Source organism: Streptomyces sp. NPDC045431 (genome assembly GCF_040646655.1).
GTDB lineage: Bacteria > Actinomycetota > Actinomycetes > Streptomycetales > Streptomycetaceae > Streptomyces.
On the sequence record NZ_JBEZAQ010000002.1, the window covers coordinates 588,444 to 608,826 of the forward strand.

19 protein-coding genes and 1 pseudogene are annotated in these 20,383 nt (G+C 73.9%); 10 read left to right on the forward strand and 10 right to left on the reverse strand.

Annotated elements, in window-relative coordinates; all coding sequences use genetic code 11:
- Positions 1-96: 96 nt before the first annotated feature.
- Positions 97-1,284, forward strand: a complete 1,188-nt coding sequence (locus tag AB0A69_RS07180; RefSeq protein WP_361416224.1) for a sensor histidine kinase — start codon at positions 97-99, stop codon at positions 1,282-1,284.
- Entirely contained in the window at positions 1,281-1,901 is a 621-nt protein-coding gene (locus tag AB0A69_RS07185; protein ID WP_361416226.1) for a response regulator transcription factor, read from the forward strand. Before AB0A69_RS07180 ends, AB0A69_RS07185 begins: the two co-directional genes overlap by 4 nt.
- A 19-nt stretch (positions 1,902-1,920) precedes the next feature.
- On the opposite strand, the gene AB0A69_RS07190 is transcribed toward AB0A69_RS07185, so the two are convergent.
- The 3 genes from AB0A69_RS07190 to AB0A69_RS07200 all read right to left on the reverse strand — a co-directional run bounded on the left by AB0A69_RS07190 (position 1,921) and on the right by AB0A69_RS07200 (position 4,235).
- A complete protein-coding gene (locus tag AB0A69_RS07190; protein WP_361416228.1) occupies positions 1,921-2,628 on the reverse strand; it encodes a phenylalanine--tRNA ligase beta subunit-related protein in 708 nt (235 codons plus the stop codon).
- Between the two features lie 46 nt (positions 2,629-2,674).
- The gene (locus AB0A69_RS07195; protein WP_361416230.1) at positions 2,675-3,322 is read right to left on the reverse strand and encodes an FMN-binding negative transcriptional regulator; all 648 of its coding nucleotides are present in this window, start codon (positions 3,320-3,322) and stop codon (positions 2,675-2,677) included.
- A gap of 76 nt (positions 3,323-3,398) precedes the next feature.
- Positions 3,399-4,235, reverse strand: a complete 837-nt coding sequence (locus tag AB0A69_RS07200) for an EamA family transporter (RefSeq protein WP_361416232.1) — start codon at positions 4,233-4,235, stop codon at positions 3,399-3,401.
- Between the two features lie 128 nt (positions 4,236-4,363).
- On the opposite strand from AB0A69_RS07200, the gene AB0A69_RS07205 reads away from it, so the two are divergent.
- Entirely contained in the window at positions 4,364-4,948 is a 585-nt protein-coding gene (locus AB0A69_RS07205; protein WP_361416234.1) for an XRE family transcriptional regulator, read from the forward strand.
- A gap of 62 nt (positions 4,949-5,010) precedes the next feature.
- On the opposite strand, the gene AB0A69_RS07210 is transcribed toward AB0A69_RS07205, so the two are convergent.
- Together AB0A69_RS07210 and AB0A69_RS07215 are read right to left on the reverse strand one after the other, a co-directional pair.
- Positions 5,011-5,349, reverse strand: coding sequence for a DUF5955 family protein (locus AB0A69_RS07210; RefSeq protein WP_361416236.1), 339 nt, complete (start codon positions 5,347-5,349; stop codon positions 5,011-5,013).
- Between the two features lie 142 nt (positions 5,350-5,491).
- Positions 5,492-7,294: a serine/threonine-protein kinase gene (locus AB0A69_RS07215; RefSeq protein WP_361416238.1), complete on the reverse strand. Its 1,803-nt coding sequence runs from the start codon at positions 7,292-7,294 to the stop codon at positions 5,492-5,494.
- A gap of 106 nt (positions 7,295-7,400) precedes the next feature.
- Between AB0A69_RS07215 and AB0A69_RS07220 the strand changes: the two genes are divergently transcribed.
- Positions 7,401-8,039, forward strand: a complete 639-nt coding sequence (locus tag AB0A69_RS07220) for a nucleotidyltransferase family protein (protein ID WP_361416240.1) — start codon at positions 7,401-7,403, stop codon at positions 8,037-8,039.
- A 240-nt stretch (positions 8,040-8,279) separates the two neighbouring features.
- Positions 8,280-9,902 (forward strand): malate synthase A, encoded by a 1,623-nt coding sequence (aceB, locus tag AB0A69_RS07225; RefSeq protein ID WP_361416241.1) that lies wholly within the window; start codon positions 8,280-8,282, stop codon positions 9,900-9,902.
- Between the two features lie 69 nt (positions 9,903-9,971).
- Here the strand turns inward: aceB and AB0A69_RS07230 are convergent, their stop codons facing one another.
- Positions 9,972-10,370 carry a DUF6463 family protein gene (locus tag AB0A69_RS07230; protein WP_361416243.1) on the reverse strand — a complete coding sequence of 133 codons (399 nt, stop codon included), beginning with the start codon at positions 10,368-10,370 and terminating at the stop codon, positions 9,972-9,974.
- A 65-nt stretch (positions 10,371-10,435) separates the two neighbouring features.
- On the opposite strand from AB0A69_RS07230, the gene AB0A69_RS07235 reads away from it, so the two are divergent.
- Entirely contained in the window at positions 10,436-11,032 is a 597-nt protein-coding gene (locus AB0A69_RS07235; RefSeq protein ID WP_361416245.1) for a TetR/AcrR family transcriptional regulator, read from the forward strand.
- Between the two features lie 21 nt (positions 11,033-11,053).
- Here AB0A69_RS07235 and AB0A69_RS07240 read toward each other — a convergent pair whose 3' ends face one another.
- Positions 11,054-12,046, reverse strand: a complete 993-nt coding sequence (locus AB0A69_RS07240) for a fibronectin type III domain-containing protein (protein WP_361416247.1) — start codon at positions 12,044-12,046, stop codon at positions 11,054-11,056.
- 87 nt (positions 12,047-12,133) lie between these two features.
- Positions 12,134-12,652: a hypothetical protein gene (locus AB0A69_RS07245; RefSeq protein WP_361416249.1), complete on the reverse strand. Its 519-nt coding sequence runs from the start codon at positions 12,650-12,652 to the stop codon at positions 12,134-12,136.
- A gap of 525 nt (positions 12,653-13,177) precedes the next feature.
- Here AB0A69_RS07245 and AB0A69_RS07250 point away from each other — a divergent pair.
- Together AB0A69_RS07250 and AB0A69_RS07255 are read left to right on the forward strand one after the other, a co-directional pair.
- On the forward strand, positions 13,178-14,578 hold the full coding sequence (locus AB0A69_RS07250; protein ID WP_361416251.1) for a flavin-dependent oxidoreductase: 1,401 nt from the start codon (positions 13,178-13,180) through the stop codon (positions 14,576-14,578).
- Positions 14,482-15,447: a hypothetical protein gene (locus AB0A69_RS07255; protein ID WP_361416253.1), complete on the forward strand. Its 966-nt coding sequence runs from the start codon at positions 14,482-14,484 to the stop codon at positions 15,445-15,447. Before AB0A69_RS07250 ends, AB0A69_RS07255 begins: the two co-directional genes overlap by 97 nt.
- Here the strand turns inward: AB0A69_RS07255 and AB0A69_RS07260 are convergent.
- Complete coding sequence (locus AB0A69_RS07260) at positions 15,428-17,566, reverse strand: hypothetical protein (protein WP_361416255.1); 2,139 nt, start codon at positions 17,564-17,566, stop codon at positions 15,428-15,430. The genes AB0A69_RS07255 and AB0A69_RS07260 overlap by 20 nt on opposite strands.
- Positions 17,567-17,704: 138 nt before the next feature.
- Between AB0A69_RS07260 and AB0A69_RS07265 the strand changes: the two genes are divergently transcribed.
- Both AB0A69_RS07265 and AB0A69_RS07270 read left to right on the forward strand, forming a co-directional pair.
- The gene (locus tag AB0A69_RS07265) at positions 17,705-18,298 is read left to right on the forward strand and encodes a hypothetical protein (RefSeq protein WP_361416257.1); all 594 of its coding nucleotides are present in this window, start codon (positions 17,705-17,707) and stop codon (positions 18,296-18,298) included.
- Positions 18,277-18,660: pseudogene (locus AB0A69_RS07270) on the forward strand (TIGR03086 family metal-binding protein); the annotation flags it as partial. The gene AB0A69_RS07265 and the pseudogene AB0A69_RS07270, both read left to right, overlap by 22 nt.
- Before the next feature lie 230 nt (positions 18,661-18,890).
- Here the strand turns inward: AB0A69_RS07270 and AB0A69_RS07275 are convergent.
- A complete protein-coding gene (locus AB0A69_RS07275) occupies positions 18,891-20,240 on the reverse strand; it encodes a nucleobase:cation symporter-2 family protein (protein WP_361416861.1) in 1,350 nt (449 codons plus the stop codon).
- Between the last annotated feature and the right edge of the window lie 143 nt (positions 20,241-20,383).

Consider the following 20,383-nt stretch of genomic DNA (forward strand, 5'->3'; position numbering starts at 1 on the left):
ACGCTCCGCCGGTCACCGCATCGCGCGTCGGACGGCCCCCGCGTCAAACTTTCGGTTGAGGGCGACGGGGGCGTCGACACCTACCCTGGACGGGTCATGGATCCGCGTTCCCTCACCCCCGTCCTGCGCGTGCTGCGCCTCTGTCTCCATCTGCTGCTGGCGGGGCTGCTGGCCCTCGCCGCGCTGCGGTCCTCCGGCGACCCGGCCGTAGTGGCCGCGGCCGCGGTGATGGGCGCGGTGTACGCGGCGGGCTCGCTCCTGCCCCCCGTACGCACCTCGGCGCCGGCCGCCGCGCTGTGGCTGGGCGTGCTGAGTGCGGCCTGGCTGGTGCTGCTGGGTCTCACCCCCGACGGGCTGTGGGCGGCGTTCCCCCTCTACTTCCTGCACCTGCACCTGCTGCCGGTGCGCTGGTCCCTGCCGGCCGTGGCCGCCACCGCGGGCGCGGCGATCCTGTCGTACGTCCACCACGGCGCGCCGCTGAACCCGGGGGCGTTCATCGGGCCGCTGCTGGGGGCGGCGGTCGCGGTGGCGACGGTGCTGGGCTACCAGACGCTGTACCGCGAGAGCGAGCGGCGCAGGCGGCTCATCGAGGAGCTGATCGCGACCCGGGCCGAGCTGGCGGCCGCCGAGCGGCACGCGGGCACGCTCGCGGAACGGGAGCGGCTGGCACGCGAGATCCACGACACGCTCGCGCAGGGCCTCTCCTCCATCCAGCTGCTGCTGCGGGCCGCCGAGCGCGCCCTGCCGGGCGGCTCCCCGGCCGCCGCGCACATCGAGCGGGCGCGCCACGCCGCGCAGGACAACCTGGCGGAGGCGCGGCGGTTCGTCCGGGCGCTGGCGCCGGCGGACCTGGAACGCGGCTCGCTGGCGGCGGCCCTGGAGCGGCTGTGCGAGCCGGGGGCGGGACCGGAGCCGGGGCCGCGGGTGCGGTTCTCCGTGAGCGGTACGCCGCAGCCGCTGCCCACGCCGTACGAGGTGGCGCTGCTGCGGATCGCCCAGTCGGCGCTGGCCAACACGGTGCGGCACGCGGGTGCCGAGCGCGCCGAGATCACGCTGACCTTCATGGACGCCTCGGTCACGCTGGACGTGGTCGACGACGGCAAGGGCTTCGACCCGGGCGCCTGCGCCCCCTCTCCGAGCGGCGGTTTCGGGCTCCCGGCGATGCGCTCGCGGGCGGAGTCGCTCGGCGGGTCCTTCACCGTGGAGTCCGCGCCGGGCCAGGGCACGGCCGTCGCCGTGGCCCTCCCGCTCCCGGTGCCCCTGCCCCGGGAGGCGGCCGCATGACGATCCGCCTGCTGCTCGCGGACGACCATCCCGTCGTACGGGCCGGTCTGCGTGCCGTCCTCGACACGGAGCCCGACTTCACGGTGGTCGCCGAGGCGGCGACGGCCGAGCGCGCCGTGGAGCTGGCACCGGACGCGGACGTGGTCCTGATGGACCTGCGCTTCGGGCCCGGGATGGACGGCGCGGAGGCGACGGCGGCCATCACCGCCCGCGCCGGCGCGCCCCGGGTGCTCGTGCTGACGACGTACGACACGGACGCCGACATCCTCGCGGCCGTCGAGGCGGGCGCGAGCGGCTACCTCCTCAAGGACGCGCCCCCGGAGGAGCTGTCGGCGGCGGTGCGCACGGCGGCGGCCGGGCAGTCGGCGCTGGCGCCGGCCGTCGCGCACCGGCTGATGGACCGGATGCGCACCCCGGCGCAGGCGCTGACCAGGCGCGAGCTGGAGGTGCTGCAGCTGGTGGGCGAGGGCCTGTCCAACCAGCAGATCAGCAGGCGGCTCTTCCTGAGCCAGGCGACGGTGAAGTCGCACCTGGTGCACGTCTTCGCGAAGCTGGGCGTGGACTCGCGCACGGCGGCGGTGGCGGCGGCGAGGGACCGGCGGCTGATCCGCCGCTGAGGCGCTCGGACGGTGGGGCTCAGACTGCGGCCTGGGGCCGTCCCGGAGTGAGGTGGTGCACCCGGATCCGTGCGGTGTGCGGGGTGAGCAGGCCGCGCAGTTCCTCGGTCGCCGCCTCCAGGAGGTGGCCGTCGCGGGTGGCGTGGAGGGTTTCGATGACGAAGACGACGTGCGAGGAGTCCTCGGTGACGCGGGTGCGGTGGGCGTCGCGGTGGTTCCAGTGGCGGGTCAGGACGCCGGTGGTGTCGGCGCAGACGATCTCGCCGGGCCTGGGCTGCTCGACGGTGTCGGGCTCACCGAGCGGGGTGAACTCCTCGGTGCCGTCCGCGTGGCGGATGACGACGTCGCCGTGGACGTGGTCGAGGTCGAAGGCCCCGGCGGGCAGGCCGTGGCGGACGGAGACGGCGTTGTAGGAGTCGACGGCCGGGTTGATCCGCGGCAGGGAGCCCTTCTTGGCCAGGCGGCGGCCGAGGGCGTCGACGCTGGGGCGGACGCGGCGGGGGTTGGTGCCGAAGGAGCGGTAGGCGGTGTGCCATGCCTCGATCCGTGGGTCGGCCTCGTCGGCCGGGCGCCAGGCGCCGTCGGCGAGCCGCTGTTCCAGCGCCTCCAGGGCCGCGACGGTGCCGGGCCAGGGCTCCCGGCCGCGCAGACCGGTGGCGGTGACCAGGGCGATGCGGGTGTCGGCGAAGGCGTCCGCGACGGCGGGGTCGATGCGGAAGGTCGTCATGGGAGGGGCTGCCGTTCCTTCGTACATACGGGGGGAGGTGGGTGGGTCAGGGCTTCCAGGGGCCGACGCGGTCGCGGCGGCGGCGCTGTTGGGCGGCGGCGGACACGTCGAGGCCCTGGGCCCGTTCGGTGAGGTGGTCGGCGACGGCGGTGCGGTGCTCGACGGGCTTGTGGTCGTCGTACTTGAACTTGGCCCGTACGTCGGTCACCGCCAGGCGCAGGCCGCGGATGCCGGGCAGCATCCGGCCGTACGGGGGCCGGCCGACGGCGATGGTGCCGTGGTCGCCGTCGGGCTGGAAGTGGGCCATCTGGCGTCGCAGCAGTTCGGCCTTGGCCTCCGGCTCGTCGACGATCGTGGCGCGGCAAGTGAACTGGACGGCGGTGTAGTAGCTGGTGGGGACGCCGTCGGTGGGCGGGGTGTCCGGTGCGGCACGCCACGGGCCGGGGATGAACGCGTAGTCGCCGAAGGCGGTGAACAGGACGTTCGGGTCGCGCTCGATCGCCTCCCAGACGGGGTTGGGGCGGGCGAGGTGGACCAGGAGGTGGCCGGGCTCGCTCGCGAAGTGCGTGGGGACGGCGGCCGGTGGCCGGCCGGGCGGGCCGTTGACGCCGAGGACGCCGAAGTCGTGGCCGTCGGCGATCCAGGTCTGCCATTCGGCTTCGTCCAGGCTCGCGTCCCAGGGGTGGATGAGCATGCGAGGCTCCTTTCGGGCGGTCAGGTGAGGGCGGTCGCGGTGCGGTGCGGTGAGGGCAGCCGGTCAGGTGATCCGGTCAGGTGAAGGCGAGGAGGCTGACGGCGACGGCGGCGGCGCCCAGGCCGACGAGCTGGCCGCGGTGGATGCGTTCGTCGAGGACGGCGCGGGCGAGCAGGACGGTCCCGGCCGGGTAGAGGGCGGTGATGACGGCGACGACGGCGAGGTCCCCGCTGCGGGCGGCGAGGAGGAAGAGCAGGTTCGCCACCGAGTCCAGCACACCGGCGGCGGCCGACATCGCGTACGCGGGCCTCTCCGTCCCCAGCCTGCGGAACAGCAGCGCGGCCGCGGCCAGGGTGACGGCCGAGGAGACCGCCCGGCCGATGATCAGCGGGGCGATGCCGCTGTCGGACGGTGCCTGGTGCAGGAAGATCAGTTGGAGCGCGATGGCGGCACCGGCGCCGAATGCGAGCAGCAGTGCCGTACGGGACGGGCGGGCCGACCCGGCGCCGTGCCCGGCGCTGACCAGGACCACGGCGACCAGCGCCAGCGGCAGGCCGAGCAGGCCGGCGAGGCCGAGGTGCTCGCCCTGCAGCAGGCCCACGCCGACAGGGAGCACGGCGGAGACCAGCGCGGTGATGGGCGAGAGGACGTTCATCGGGCCGATCGCCAGCGTCCGGTAGAGCAGCGCGAAGGCGGCGGCCGAGGCGACGCCGGACGCGGCGCCCCAGGCGAGCGCGCCGGAGCCGAACGAGGCGCCGAGCACGGGCCACAGCAGCAGCTCGACCGCGAGCGAGGCGGGGGCCGCGATCATCACGGTGCGCAGGACGTGGGCCCTGCGGGCGCCGAGGCCGCCGAGGAAGTCGGCGCATCCGTAGGCGAGGGAGCTGCCCAGGGCCAGCAGCAGAGCGATCACGGTACGTCCATCCCTTACTCTTTCAGTGGAACGACTAGACCGTACATCGAACCGACCGGCCTTTGTCAACAAAACGACCGGGCGGTGCATTGAAGTGACCGACGGGCGAGGATGGGGATGGTGATCGGATGACCGAGACAGAGGCGGCCCTCCGCACGCTGGCGCACAACGTCAGGACGGCCCGCACCCGCGCGGGCCTGTCCCTGGACGAGCTCGGCCGGCGCGCGAAGGTCAGCAAGGGGGCTCTGGTCGGTCTGGAGAAGGCCCAGGGGAATCCGAATTTCGCCACCCTGGTCCGGCTGGCCGACACCCTCGGCGTCTCGGTGTCCGCCCTGATGGAGGGGCCGGCCGAAGGCCGCGTCCGCGTGGTGTCCGCCGATGCCGTGAGGCCGCTGTGGGCCGGAGAGCGGGGCAGCGAGGCCCGGCTCATGCTGACGACGTCGGGCGCCGCCCCGGTGGAGGTATGGCGCTGGCGGCTCGAACCGGGCGAGGAGTACCCCAGCCACCCCCACCAGGCGGGAGTCGTCGAGACGGTCAGCGTGACGTCGGGGCGGATGATCCTGGTCGTGGACGGCGCCGAGCATCCCATGGAGGCCGGCCAGACCGCCGCCTTCGACGGCGACGCCCCCCACACCTACCGCGGCTCGGGCGACGGGACCTGCCATCTGATCATGACCGTCCACCTGCCACCGGGGCCCGCGCCGCAGGGCTGATCCGGGCGGTCGGGCGGGCCTTGGAACGACCGGCGCCCGACGGGATGAGACCGGGTTCTACGTCACTCCCCCGTCAGCCCCGCCGGTCCCGCCGGTCCGCCGAAGAGCTCCACGGCGTTGCGTACGCCGGTGAGGGCGGCGCCGAGGGCGCTCACCGAGCCGACGGCGCCCGCGATCAGGAGCAGTGAGCGGCGCAGGCGCGGGACCTCGGGGGCGCCGTCGCGGGCCATCGCGGCGAGCGCGGCCAGTTCCTCCTCGGCGATCCCGCGGTCCAGGAACTCTGCCGGATACGCGGCCAGTTCGCGCCGCAGGCGGGCGACGGCGGAGCGCAGCTCCGTGACCCGCGGGTCCTCCGCGCCCTCGCCGGTGCCGGTGCCGCCGGTCGCACCCTTCTGCCCCATGCTTCGCAACACTGCTCTCTTCCCCCTCACACGCACACCCCTGTGCGGTCGCGCAACCCGTCGCGGTGGTGGTCGGATACCGGACGGTCGCGGACAGATTAACGGTCCGGGCACCGCCGCGCGCCACACGGGGGGAGGTCCCTCAGCTCGCCTGTTCGACGTCCAGCGCCCCCCGCCAGACCGTCAGGTCCAGGGTGATGTAGTCGCTGGGGTCGGACTCGGGCGGGAAGCCCTGGACCGTGACGAGGGCCACGTCCCCGGCGCTCGTCTGGAGGCAGAGGCGGGAGCCCTTGGTCAGCATGTCCTGGGAGATGTAGGTGGCGAACCGCGTCTCGGACGTGCACGTCGCCAGCGACGGGTCCTGGCCGTTGCGGAGGAGGACGAGGCGGCCGCCGTCGTTGGCGGAGAGGCCGAGGCTGTAGCTGAGGTCGTAGCCGGTGCTGCCGTTCTTGGGCTTCACGGGGTCGTCGGCGAGGGACACCTCGTACCCGCTCGGCAGGTCGATCGCCTTGTACGTCACCGGCTCGGGGGCCTTGGGCGGCGTGGCGGCGCCGGACGGCTCGGCGGGGTCGGCCGCCGCCGGGGTCTCGTGCCCGGCCGCGGCGCCGTCGCCCGCCCGGGTGTCGTCGCCGCCCTCGGCGGCCGGCTGTTCGCTCGCCTGCGTACGCTTCGTGCCGTCGTCGCCCTTGAGCAGGAAGAAGGCGGTGACGCCGCCCGCGACGGCGAAGGCGAGCACCGCGGCCACGGCGGCGACGAGGACGGTACGCGAGGACGACCCCTTACGGGCGGGCGCGGGCGCCACTGTGGGCGCGGGCGCCGACATCGGCGCGTGCGCGTGCTGCGGCTGTGGCTGTGGCGGCAGCGGTACGGGCGGCCCGAAGCCCTGCGGAGGCGCGGCGTGCGCCGCCGGAGCCGTCGGGGCGTGCGGTGCGGCGGCCGGAGCGGCTGGGGCGGCCGGGGCCGTCGGCGGTACGACGGTCGGTGGCGTCGCCGGGGGCGGCGGCGTCGTGGCCGCCACCGGGGCGGGGGCAGCGGTGCGGGTGGTGATGTCCGCGGCGACCGCGCCGGGCAGCCACTCCTCGGGGCGGCGCAGGGCGGTCTGGTCGCTGGCCCCCTGGCACAGGGCGAGCAGCTCGGCGACGGACGGCCGGGCGGCCGGGTCCTTGTCCAGGCAGCGGGTCACCAACTCCCGCAGCCGGTCGGGCACTCCGGTGAGGTCCGGCTCCTCGTGGACGATCCGGTACAGCACCCCGTGCGAGGTGCCCTCGCCGAAGGCCGGGCTGCCGGTCGCCGCGTACGCCGCGACCTGGCCGAGCGCGAAGACGTCGGTGGCGGGGGTGACCTCGCGGCCGGCCGCCTGTTCCGGCGCCATGAAGGACGGGGTGCCGATGGTGACGCCGCTGCCGGTGAGCGAGGTGGCGTCGGCGGCGCGCGCGATGCCGAAGTCGATGACGCGCGGGCCGTCCGCGGCGAGGAGGACGTTGGCGGGCTTGAGGTCGCGGTGGACGATGCCCGCGCCGTGGATGACCTGGAGGGCTTCGGCGATCCCGGCGACCAGCAGCAGGACGGTGTCGACGGGCAGCGGCCCGTGGGCCCGTACGGCGTCGGCGAGGGACGGCCCGGGCACGTACGCCGTGGCGAGCCAGGGGCGGCGCGCGTCGGTGTCGGCGTCGATGACGGGCGCGGTGTACAGCCCCTGGACGCGTTGCGCCGCCCGCACCTCCTGCGCGAAGCGGCGGCGGAATTCCGCGTCCTCGGCGAAGTCGGGCCGGATCACCTTGATGGCGACCGGGCGACCGCCCGGGGTGTACGACAGGTACACGGCACCCATGCCGCCGGCGCCGAGCCGGGCGGACAGCCGGTAGCCGGCCACGGACCGCGGATCGTCCTCCTCGAGCGGCTGGAAGACCGTTCCGCCGCTTCCCCCACGCGGAGCACCACTCATCAACCCATGTCTCCTGACCAGGACTTGGCACCGCACCCACGCCAATGCCGAAAGCCGCACCCTATCCAAGCCGGGGCGGGACCGCGCCATGAGGTATGCACTCCCCATGGAAGAGACCAGGGAAGAGACGACACGACGAGCACCACGCGAACCCGTCGTCGCCGGACTGCTGCTCGCCGCGGGCGGCGGCCGCAGGCTCGGCGGCCGGCCCAAGGCGCTGCTGGAGCACCGGGGCCGCCCCCTGGTGGAGCACGCGGTGCGGGTGCTGCGCGAGGGCGGCTGCGCGGTGGTGCACGTGGTGCTGGGGGCCGCCGCCGACGCCGTACGGGAGCGGGCGTCGCTGCCCGGGTGCGTCCTGGTGGACAACCCGGAGTGGGAGCGGGGCATGGGCTCGTCGCTGCGCGCGGGGCTGGAGTCGCTGGCCGGTTCGGGCGCGGACGCGGTCGTGGTGTCGCTGGTGGACCAGCCGGGGATCGGGGCGGAGGCGGTGGCCCGGGTGATGGGCGCATACGGCACGTCCGGCGCGCGGAACGCGCTGGTGGCGGCGGCGTACGACGGGAAGCGCGGTCATCCGGTGCTGTTCGGGGCGGACCGGTGGGCGGAGGTGAGGGCGAGTGCGGAGGGCGACCGGGGGGCACGCGCCTATCTGCGGGAGCACGAGGCGGCGATCGCTCTCGTGGAGTGCGGGGACGTCGCGGAGGCCTACGACATCGACACCGCGGCGGATCTCGCGCGGCTGGAGTGAACGCCGTGTGTACGAGGTGGCACCCAGAGCCACGTTGTGTCGACCCAGAGAATCTCGACATCAACAGACCATTGAACTTCCACTATGAGGAAACTAGTATCCACTGTTCAGAAGCACCCGACCGTCAGAAGGCGCCCGTGACCGTATCTCGGCTCCCACGGCACTCAGTGCCGCGCGCGTACGCCCGGCGGCCGCGGCATGGCGCCGCGCCAAAGCCCCCGCTGAAGGAAGTGACAGCTCATGTCCGCACCAGCGCCGTCTCCGCTGGCCATCGTCGAAGCCGAGCCCCTGCCCCGGCAGGACGAGGTCCTGACCGACGCGGCCCTGGCCTTCGTGGCCGAGCTGCACCGGCGGTTCACGCCCCGGCGTGACGAGCTCCTCGCCCGCCGCGCGGAGCGCCGCGCCGAGATCGCCCGCACCAGCACGCTCGACTTCCTCCCGGAGACCGCACAGCTCCGTGAGGACGACAGCTGGAAGGTCGCGCCGGCCCCGGCCGCGCTGAACGACCGCCGCGTCGAGATCACCGGTCCGACCGACCGCAAGATGACCATCAACGCCCTCAACTCGGGCGCCAAGGTCTGGCTCGCCGACTTCGAGGACGCCTCCGCCCCCACGTGGGAGAACGTCATCCTCGGCCAGCTCAACCTGATCGACGCCTACGAGCGGCGCATCGACTTCACCGACCCCCGCACCGGCAAGTCGTACGCCCTCAAGCCGGCCGACCAGCTCGCGACGGTCGTCATGCGCCCGCGTGGCTGGCACCTGGAGGAGCGCCACCTGCGCTTCGACGGACGCCCGGTCCCCGGCGCGCTGGTCGACTTCGGCCTGTACTTCTTCCACAACGCCCAGCGCCTGATCGACCTGGGCAAGGGGCCGTACTTCTACCTCCCGAAGACGGAGTCGCACCTGGAGGCCCGCCTCTGGAACGACATCTTCGTCTTCGCGCAGGACTACGTCGGCATCCCGCAGGGCACCGTCCGCGCGACCGTCCTGATCGAGACGATCACGGCGGCGTACGAGATGGAGGAGATCCTCTACGAGCTCCGCGACCACGCCGCGGGCCTCAACGCGGGCCGCTGGGACTACCTGTTCTCCATCGTCAAGAACTTCCGTGACGGCGGGGCCAAGTTCGTCCTGCCGGACCGCAACGCGGTGACGATGACGGCGCCGTTCATGCGCGCGTACACCGAACTGCTGGTGCGTACCTGCCACAAGCGGGGCGCGCACGCGATCGGCGGCATGGCGGCGTTCATCCCGTCCCGCAAGGACCCCGAGGTCAACAAGGTCGCCTTCGAGAAGGTCAAGGCGGACAAGGACCGCGAGGCGAACGACGGCTTCGACGGCTCCTGGGTCGCCCACCCCGACCTGGTCCCGATCGCGATGGCCTCCTTCGACGCCGTGCTGGGCGACAAGCCCAACCAGAAGGACCGCCTCCGCGAGGACGTCTCCGTGGCGCCCGGTGACCTCATCGCCATCGACTCGCTCGACGCGAAGCCGACGTACGAGGGCCTGCGCAACGCCGTCCAGGTCGGCATCCGCTACATCGAGGCATGGCTGCGCGGCCTCGGCGCGGTGGCCATCTTCAACCTGATGGAGGACGCGGCGACCGCCGAGATCTCGCGCTCGCAGATCTGGCAGTGGATCAACGCCGGTGTCGTCTTCGAGAACGGCGAGGAGGCCACCGCCGAGCTGGTCCGCAGGGTCGCCGCCGAGGAGCTCGCCGCGATCCGCGAGGAGATCGGCGAAGAGGCCTTCGCGGCCGGCCGGTGGCAGGAGGCGCACGACCTGCTCCTGAAGGTCTCGCTGGACTCGGACTACGCGGACTTCCTCACGCTGCCCGCGTACGAGCAGCTGGTCGGCTGACGCCGCCACCCGGTCACTCCGCCCCCGGTGCCGCACAGCGCCGGGGGCGGAGCCGTGTCCGGGACCGGCTCAGGCGGCCGGGGCGACCGCGGCCCGCCCGGCGCGCCGGGCTCCGGCGACCAGCAGCCCGACGGCGACCCAGACGAGCACCCAGGGCGCGGGCTCGACCATCACGGCGCCGAACACGGACCAGACCCCCAGCGTCCACGCGACGAACGGCGGCGGCACGATGCCCCGGCGGTCCAGCCAGAGCACCAGCAGGCCGACCACGAGGAGCGGGACGGCGAAGCTCCCCGTGGTCAGCCAGAAGGCGCCCATGGCCGGGGCCGTATCGACGGGGTTTTCCCACATCGGCCACAGCTGCCCCGTGAACCACGCGCCGGCATAGCGCGGGAACGTCAGCACCAGCGTGGCGAGCATGTGCACGACTCCCAGGAACACGAAGACGCGGCCGGCCCACTTGATCATTCCAACCCCCCACTTACATTACGGAACCAGGAGTTTCGATACTACCGGTTCCGTATAGTAGGACCATGGTCGAACCCAAACAAGGAGTCGGGCGCCCCAGGAACAGCCAGGTGGATCACGCGATCGTCCGCGCCACCCGCGAGCTGCTGGTGGAGCGCGGGTACGCCGGCCTCACCGTCGGCGCGGTGGCGGAGCGGGCCGGGGTGGGCAAGGCCGCGATCTACCGGCGGTACGCGACCAAGCAGGAGATGATCTTCTCGGCGGTGGTGCACGACATGCGGGAGCAGGCGCCGCCGGACACCGGCTCCCTGCGCGGGGACCTGGCCGCGCTCTGCGGGACCATCGCCGCACAGCTCGGCTCGGCGCCGATGGACGTGCTCGCCGGGCTGCTCGCGGACATCTACGGCGACTCCGCCCTCGCGGTCCGGTTCTCGGAGACCTTCCTCACCCGCGAGCGGCTCCTCGTGACGGAGGTGCTCCAGCGGGCCGTGGCGCGCGGTGAGCTGACCGGGCTGCCCGACCCGGCCACCGTGCAGGCCTTGCTGGTCGGGCCGGTCTTCGTCTGGCTGCTGATGCTGATGGGAGACCGCGACAAGGCGCCGGAGTTCGCCCGTACGGTCGCGGAGACGGTGGCGAGCGCCCTGCTGTCGGGGACGGTCTGACCGACCGGGCGGCCCGGCCGGTCAGGCCACGACCACCGTGCGCTGGGCGGAGAAGTCGCCCCAGGTGCCGTCCGGCAGCTTGGCGCGGAGCTTGACGCTGTAGCGGGTGCCGGGCCGGTCGGTGACGGTGAAGGTGTACGTCGCCGTGCCGGGCGGCGGCTGCGCGCCCCAGACGATCGTGGTGGCGAACCTGCCGTTGAGGTACAGCTGGTGCTCCTTGACCGGAGCGCCCCCGTCGGTGCGCGGCGGGGTCCAGGTGAGCCGGATCTCGCCACCCTTGAGCGCGGTGGCCGCAAGGTCCGTGGGGGCGGTGACGGGGCGCGCGCCGGGCGCGGGGGCGGTGGTGAGGTCGACGGCGTCGCTGTCGGGCGAGGAGTTCTCGGCGGCGTCGCGGGCGCGGACGGTGAAGGTGTAGACCGTCCCGGGGCGCAGGCCGGTGAGGCGGGCCGTGGTGGCGGTGCCGGCGACGCTGTGGATACGGGAGTCCTCCTGGTAGACGTCGTACGCCGTGACCGCCCGGTCGTCCGAGGCGGGTCGCCAGGTCAGGGTCGCCGCGCGGCTGCCGTCGGCGGTGCCGCGCAGGCCCGAGGGGCGGGAGGGCGCGGTGCGGTCGTCGGGCGTGGGCGCGGGGGTGGTCACCGGGACGGGGGCACTCGGTGCGGAGACGTTCCCGACGGCGTCGCGGGCGCGGACGGTGAAGCTGTACGCGGTCGAGGGTGCGAGGTGGTCGACGTCCACCATGGTCCTGGCGGCCGGCAGGCTCCTGACCTTGCGGCCCCGCTCGTACACGTCGTATCCGGTGACCGCGGTGTCGTCGGAGGCCGGCTGCCACATCACATGGACGGAGGTGGCGCTCCCCGCCTGTGCCGTCACCCCGGTGGGCGCCGAGGGGCGCCCGGTGTCCTTGTCCCGGTCGGGCGCGGCGGCGGTGCACGCGCTCACGCTCACGCTCGCGCCCAGCAGGAGGGCGGCCACGCGGACCGGGGTGGCGGCGAGGGAGGAGGGGCGTCGCACGGTCGGGCCTCCAGGTCCGGAGTATTGGTCCAGACCTATATGGCACAGGTGCGGCCGGGCGACAAGACCCCGGGGGCTCTCGGATTCTCAGGCGCGGGTCGAGGCGACGGGCGCCGACACGGCCGACGAGCCCTGCGCGGCCGTCGGGGTCGACGAGGCCGACGGGGTCGACGCGGCCGGAGGTGATGCCAGCGGGGCCGTGAAGATGGTCGTCGCGGAGTTCTCGCGCAGCGCGGCGTAGGCCCGCTCGACCGCGTCGGCCCGAACGGGGCGGCCCTCGGCGACCGCGGTCAGATCGCCGGCGCACTGCAGCTCCCACCGGGGGAAGCGGCGGCGCACGCGCGCCACGCGGGCGCTGGGCGCGAAGTACAGCATGGTGGTGTTCTCGTGGGGGTTGTGCGCGGAGCCCTCGTAGACCATCGAGCCCGCACCCTCCAGCCGGTCCGCCAGGGCGGCGAGCGCGGCGGGCTGGGGCTGCTCCAGGAAGAGGCCCACGTGGTTCTCGAAGCCGTGGGCGCGCTCCTCCTCGGCGACCTCCGGGCGGTATCCCGGGCTGGACCGCGGAAAGAGGAATATCTCCACCTGCGGCCCCGGATTGGTGGTCACACTCAGGCGCGTGACGAGTATTCGCGCGTCTTCCGGCAGCCCGTGGCGCTCGACGAGCCGGCGCTTCACCAGAACACTCGGAATTACCGCCGCCGCCCGCCAGCCATTTTCTCTGAAGTACTCGACGGCCGATTCTTGGGAGGCGGGGAACAACAGTGTCGCACAGTGCGACACAATGCACTGGTTCTTGATTTCCTGTTTCAGCGCGCCGGGCATCCAGGGCGGGAGAAGGGTCTCCACGGTACTCCTGGACGCATGGTGTGCGTAGTCAACAGCATGCTGGAGGCGCTGGATGTCGCACGCGTCGAATGCCACGTGATTCATGTCGCAGCCTTTCTGTTGCCGACGCTCAATTAAAAGCACGTCACACGTTAGGCGGCACACGGGTGTAGGCCGATCGAGTGAACGACCCCCGGGCGACGGGCGCGGACGCCGAGTTGACCCGGCCTGCGTTTGTGCCTTTTCGGATCCACCCGCATTTTTGATGGGGGACGTCCTGGGAGGCTGTTGAAAATGACGCCATACATGACGCCACACAGCGGAAAGAATTCTCCCCGGATTCTGATCGCGGGTGCCGGAATCGGCGGGCTGACGACCGCACTCAGCCTCCATGCGGCGGGTCTGGACGACGTCGTGGTCGTGGAGTCGTGCCCGCGCCTGCGGGCCGTCGGCGCGGGCATCAACCTCCAGCCCGCCGCCGTACGGGAGCTCACCGAGCTCGGCCTGGGCGAGGACCTCGCGGCACGGGCGGTGGCCACGGCCCGGCTGGAGTACCACCACCGCTACGGCGGCCTGATCTGGTCGGAGCCGCGCGGCCGGGCCGCCGGCTACCACTGGCCGCAGTACTCGGTGCACCGGGCCCGGCTCCAGGAGGTGCTGCTGCGGGAGGTGCGGCGGCGGCTCGGTCCGCACGCCGTGGTCACGGGCAGGCGCCTGACCGGGTACGAGCAGGACCCGGCCGACCGGACGCGGCGGCGGGTGCGGGCGTACGCGGCCGGGGGCCCGGCCCCGTACACCTGCGACCTGCTCATCGGCGCGGACGGCATCAACTCGGCCGTCCGGGCGGCGATGTACCCGCACGAGGGGCCGCCGATCTGGAACGGCGTGTGCATGTGGCGCGGTCTGAGCCACGCGCCGCCGTTCCTGGACGGGCGGACGATGGTCATCGTGGGCTGCAACTCCCGCGTGAAGGCCGTCGTCTACCCGGTCTCGCCGCCGGACGCGTCCGGCCGGTCCACGCTCAACTGGGTCGTGGAGACCCGCCACGGCGGCGGCCCCGCCACGGTGCCGCCCGCCGACTGGGACGCGGCCGTGCCCCCCGGCGTCGTCCTGCCGCACCTGGCCGGCTGGCGCGTCCCCTTCCTGGACCTCCACGCCACGATCGCGGCGGCGCCGCGCGTGCTGCGGTACCCGATGATCGACCGGGACCCGCTGCCGAGCTGGGTCGACGGCCGGGTCGTCCTGCTGGGCGACGCGGCCCACCCGCTGTACCCGACCGGCTCCAACGGAGCGTCCCAGGCCATCGTCGACGCGCGCGTCCTGGCGTACCTGCTCGCCCACCACGACGTGGACGAGGCGCTGGCGCGGTACGACGCCATGCGCCGCCCGGAGACCACCACGCTGCTGGCCGCGCACCGGCGGCTGGAGCCGGACCCGCTGCTCCATCAGGTGGAGATGCTTGCCCCGGACGGCTTCTCCGACATTCGCGAGGTCCTGCCGGATCACAAGCTGGCGGACATCAGGTCCTGCACGCGCAAGGTCACCGGCGTGGACGCGGCGGGGCTCAACGCACGCTCCTCCTGGAGCGTCCCGGCACGAACGGCTTCCGCATGCGCTTCGTCCACCCCCGCCGCTCCGTCGGCTCCGTCCACTCCCCCGGCTCTGGCCCCTCCCGCCGCGCCCTCCGCGCCCTCGGGCCCCGACTGACGTCGGCGGCCCTGCTGCTCGCGCTGCTCCCGGCGGCGGCGATGACGATCCCGGCGCGGCAGCCCGTACCCGGGGCCGCGGTGGTGGAAGGGGCCGGCACCCGGTACGGCCCGGTGGCGCGGCTCGGCGACGGCCGGATCCGGGTGTTCACCGACTCCGCAGGGGGCCGGCCGCGCTCCGTGGGTGTCGTCCTCACCGCCTCCGCCCTGACCGGCCTGCCCACCGCGCCGACCGACGGCGAGCACTGCCTGGACGCGGACGGCGACGGGCGCGTCCACCCGTCGCAGGAGTGCGTCGGCGGCCACGGCCTGGAGCTGGCGCTGCCGCCCGGCGGCCGGCCGGGATCGCCCTTCCGGTGGGTCCTGTTCAACTGGAACCCCGAGGGTCACCAGCCCCACGGCCGCTACGACGTCCCCCACTTCGACGTGCACTTCTACCTCGTCCCGCGCGAGGTCCGCGACCGGATCCGCCTCGGCCGCTGCGCCCTGCTCATCGACTGCGCCCAGCTCCCCACGGCCGCCGCGCCCGTCCCCGCCGAGCACCTCCCGCCCGGCTACCCGCCCTCCAGCCCGGAGACGTCCGAGGGCGCCATGGGCGAACACCTGGACAGCCGCCCGCCGGACGCCGGCTCCCTGTCCGGGCACACCTTCATCTACGGCGCCTACGCGGGCGAGATCATCTTCATGGAGCCGATGCTCACGAAAGCCTTCCTGGAGGGTCTTCGCACGGCCCCCGGTCACCGTGCCTGCGCCCCGGTCCCCCAGCCGCGCTCCTGGCGGATCCCGGGCCGGTACCCGACGCGCTACTGCATGGCGTACCGGCCCGGTCACGACGACTACACCGTCACGCTCACGGGTTTCCCGCGGTAGCCGACCGTCGGCGGGCGTCCTTCACCGCGCGGGCGGCCAGGGACGCGACGCGGCTGTCCGGGTGGCGGGCGCGCAGGTCGTCGAGGAGGACGAGGGCGGAGGGGTGGGCGGCGGCGAGGGCGTCGACGAGGGCCGCCGCGCCGCCGGGCCAGGCCGCGGCGGCCGCGTCGAAGGCGTCGAGCAGGGCCGTCGGGGCGGGCTCGGGTTCCGGCTTCGGCTCGTGGGCCTCCTCGTCGGCGGCGGCCGCCTCGATGAGGGCGCGCATGTCCTCCGTCCAGCGCGTGTGCAGGTCGTCCAGGAGGAGCAGCGCGCGGGCGGTGAGCGGGACCGGGTCCTGCGGGGCCTCCTCGCCGCGGGCGCGGAGGAGGCGGTGGGCGTAGGCCCCCACGGCCGGGTCGGTCAGCGCGGCGCGGAGCGGGGCGTCGGGGATGCCGGCGAGCGCGAGGTGCGCGAAGAGGGTGGAGCTGGGGTGGGCGGACGCGGAGACGGCGGCGAGGAGCTCGCTCCAGGCGTCGTCGGTGCCGCCCCGGCCGTTCGTCCAGGCGGTGAGGGTCGCGGCGGCGATGGCCGGCGGCCAGTACTCGACGGCGGTGGCGACCCGGTCCGCCGTCCAGGTCAGGACGGTGTCCCGGTCGGGGGCGGCGACATGGGCCACGGTCAGCAGGTGGCGCATGACGGCGTCGCCGAGCGGGGTGAGGCCGTAGGCGTCGCCGGTGCGGAAGACACAGCCGGTCTCGGCCAGCCGGTCCACGACGGCGGCCAGGGAGCGGGCGTGGCCGTCGAGTCCGGCGCGGTCGGCCTCGGTGAGGCCGGGGCGGTGGAGCAGGGCGGACAGCTCCTCCGGCGAGGGGGTCTCATAGGCCGCCGGCGCCGTGTCGGGGACCTCGGCCGGGGCGTCCTCCAGCTCCGGCGGGAGCGGTGGCCCGCCGGCGACGTCGGAGGCCTTGCGGGCGACGGACTCCGGGGTGCCGCCGCGTTCGTAGAGGGAGTACAGGACGTGCGCCGCGTCGAGGGCGTACTCGTCCTCGGTCTCCCCCTCTCCCTCCCCCTCCGCATCGGCGGCGATGCGCTCCACCGTGGCGGCCAGGATGTCGGCGGCGAGTTCGGTGAGCTCCTGCGGGGTTCCCTCGTTCCAGACGGCGGTGGCCGGTTCGGGGAAGCCGCAGCGCTCGGCGAGTTCGCTCAGGTCGTCGTCGGCGCCCGCGGCGAGGGCGGCCGGGAGCGGGGCCGCGTGCAGCAGGCCCCGTACCTCGTCGGGTGCGGGGAACGCGGGCGGCGGCGGCAGCGGGAGTCCCGATTCGCCGTAGTAGTCGAGGTGTTCGTCGAGCAGGCGGTCCGCGAGGGCGATGTGCGGCAGGGCCTCGGGGCCGGGCGCGAGGTCGGCGTACGGACCGGCGAGCGCCTCGCCGAGCCCTGCGGCGGTCCAGCGGTCGCTGAGCTCGGCCGCGAGGCGCTCGAGTTCGTCGGGGCCCGCGGCGTCGAGGAGGGGCCCGGGCAGCAGGCGGCCCGCGGGCGAGGCGCCCCCGGTGTCGCGGGCGGACGCGTCCAGGAGCGCCTCGGTGAGCAGCGCATGGGCGGCGAAGGTGCGGGCGGCCACGTCGGCGCGCGGCACCTCCGGGGGAAGCTGCCGCCGCTCGGCGCGTGGGGTGCGCGCGTACGCGGCGAGCCAGGCCCGTACGGCTTCGGGGTCGTCCGGGTCGGTGCCGTCGGCCTGGAGGAGGGACGCGTACCAGCGGGGCCAGGTCAGGTTGAGGGGGTCGTTCATGGCCCGCTCGTACTCCGGTACGGCCTCCTGTACGGCGTCGAGGAGGCGGGCGTGGCGCTTGGCGTTCAGGCGTTGCGCGGCACGGACCCGGTCGGCGAGGGCGGTGAGCACGCGGGGTACGGCGGCGAGCTCGTCCGGGGTCGCGTGGAGCAGCACCGGCAGGTCCTCGTGGAGGACGTGGCGCAGGAGCTGCGGCGTCGGCTCGGGCACGCCCGCGCGCCGGTCGGCGCCGCGCAGGGCCAGCAGCGTGAGGACGGCGTCGGCCGGGCGTAGAGGCAGGGTGACGCCCTGCTCCGTCTCCGCCCAGCTGAGGAAGTCGTCACGTCCGGTGTTCAGGGCAGTGGTACGGGTCACTCCCGGAGCGTATGGGCGCCCGGGGGGAGGGAGCGGCGTACTCACGTGGTGTTGGTTCGAATGGGCGATCAGAGTCCGTTGTCAGTGGCGTGCGCTTCACTGGGTTCATCACTCTCCGTGACGATGGATGGGGGCGACATGGGGTCGGTGCTGACGTATGTGACGGCTGCCGGGCTGCGGCAGCGTGGATGGACGGACGCGATGGTGCGCGAGCTGCTCGGTGAGCCGGATGTGCAGGGGCGCGATCCGCGCCGCTGGTCGGTCGCGCCGGTGCCGCTGTACCTGCTGGCGCGGGTGGAGGCGGTGGAGCGGGCGCCGGAGTTCGCGGCGTGTGCGGCGGTGGCCGGGCCGGGCTCGGCGGCCGCGCGGGCGGCGGCGCACAAGCGCCGCGAGGCGGTGCTGGCGGCGATCCGGGCGGAGCCGATCCGGGTGCCGGTGCTGCCCGGTCCGGAGCTGGAGCGGCGGGCGGTCCGGCACCGGCGCCTGACGGCCGGGGACCGGCCGGGCGACGGCGGGGGCGGTGGTCCTGGGCCGGGCCCGGCGGGGGCGTTGGTGCGGTGGCAGGTGGACTATCTGCGCCACGCGCTGGGGCGGTACGACACGCTGCTGGACGGGCTGTTCGGGGCGACCGGGCGGGCGGAGGCCGAGCGGTTGCTGCGGCGTCGGGTGTACGAGGCCATCGCGCGGGCGTATCCGCGGCTGGCGGCCGAATGCCGGCGCCGTATCCGGTGAGCGGGTCCGGTACAGGGGTCGATCTCGGACCCACGGCCCGGCGGGTGGCCGCGCTGCTGGACGGCGTCGACGACGACTGGCTGGACGCGCCGACGCCCTGTCCCGACTACGCCGTGCGGCACCTGCTGGGCCATCTCGCGGGGCTGGCGCTCGCCTTCCGGGACGCCGCGCGGAAGGACTTCGGGCCGACCACGGACACGAGTCCCGAGGCCGCCCTGCCGACCCTCGACGACGACTGGCGCACCGTGCTGCCGCGCCGGCTCGACGAGCTCGCCGATGCCTGGCGGGCTCCCGAGGCGTGGGAGGGCACCACCCGGGCGGGCGGTGTCACCCTGCCGGGCGAGGTGGCGGGCATGGTGGCGCCCCGACTGGCCGGGCGCGTAACGGCCGGGGCGGTGGACGGCGCGGGGCGGGAAATGGCGCGCCTCGGCCCCGTAAGGAGGTCTCCCTACGGGGCCGAGGCGGGGACGGCGGAGCCGAGCGGGTGTGATGGCCGGGCGCGGTGGTGGGACGTGGTGATGGGACGTGGTGATGGGGCTAAGTGCAGGGCTAAGTGCAGGGCTAAGTGCACGGAGGGGGCTAAGTGCACGGGTCAGTGCACCGGTGCGGTCTTGGCCGTGCGGGTCTCGGAGATCTCCTCGCCCGGCTCCATCGGGGCCGTCACCTCGTCGTCGTCGCGGCGGCCTCCCAGGTGGTTGAAGACCAGGTTGAGCAGGACGGCGGCGACACAGCCGGTGGAGATACCGGAGTCCAGGATGATCTTCGCGGTCTCCGGGAAGGCGTGGTAGAACTCCGGCGCCGTGATCGGGATGATGCCGACGGCCAGCGAGACGGCCACGATGAGGACGTTGTTGTCCTTCTCCAGGCCGGCCTTGACCAGCGTCTGTATGCCGCTCGCGGCGACGGAGCCGAAGAGGACCACGCCCGCGCCGCCCAGCACCGGGCGGGGCACGACGGAGATGAGCGAGGCGGCGACCGGGGACAGGCCCATCAGGACCAGGAAGCCGCCGCCCGCCGCGACCACGAAGCGGCTGCGGATGCGGGTCATGGCGACCAGGCCGATGTTCTGCGCGAAGGCGCTGCACATGAAGCCGTTGAAGAAGGGGCTGATCGCCGAGCCGAGGGTGTCGGCGCGCAGACCGGCGGCGATGGTCTTCTCGTCGGCGGGCCGGTCGACGATCTCGCCCAGCGCCAGCATGTCGGCGGTCGACTCGGTCATCGACACGAGCATCACCACGCACATGGAGATGATCGCGGCGAGCGCGAACTGCGGGGCACCGAAGTGGAAGGGGGTGGGGAAGCCGACGATGTCGGCCTCGGTGACGGGGCTGAAGTCGGTGACGCCGAAGGGTATGGCGATCAGCGTGCCGATCACCAGGCCGATGAGGACGGCGATCTGCTTGACGAAGCCGCGCGTGAACCGGCGCAGCACCAGGACCAGCACGAGCGTGATGGCCGCGAGGGTGAGATAGGTCGTCGAACCGTAGTCCTTGGCCGCCGGATTGGGTCCTTGGGCCCAGCCGAAGGCGACGGGCAGCAGCGAGACGCCGATCAGGGTGATGACCGTGCCGGTGACGACCGGCGGGAAGAAGCGGACCAGCTTGCTGAAGAACGGGGCGGCGATGAAGCCCAGCAGACCGGCGACGATGATCGCGCCGAAGATGACCGGCAGCGCGTCGGCCTTGTCGTCGGTGGTGGCGACGATCGCGAGCATCGGCGCGACACCGGCGAAGGTGACTCCGTTGACGAACGGCAGCCGGGCGCCGATCTTCCAGATCCCGAGGGTCTGGAGGAACGTGGCGAGGCCCGCGGTGAAGAGGCTGGCGCCGGTCAGGAAGGTGAGTTCGGTGCCGGAGAGGCCGACGGCCGCTCCGACGATCAGGGGCGGGGCCACCACGCCCGCGTACATCGCGGCCACGTGCTGGAGGCCGCTGGTGAGCATCTTGCCGGGCGGAAGCGTTTCGTCGACCGGATGCTTCCGGTCCTCGGCGGCGGCTCCCACGTCCGGGGACTCGGGGTCGGGGGTGTCTTCGGGGTTGCGAAACCTGGGCTTGGCGGCCACAGCGGTTCCTCCGGTCGGTTACA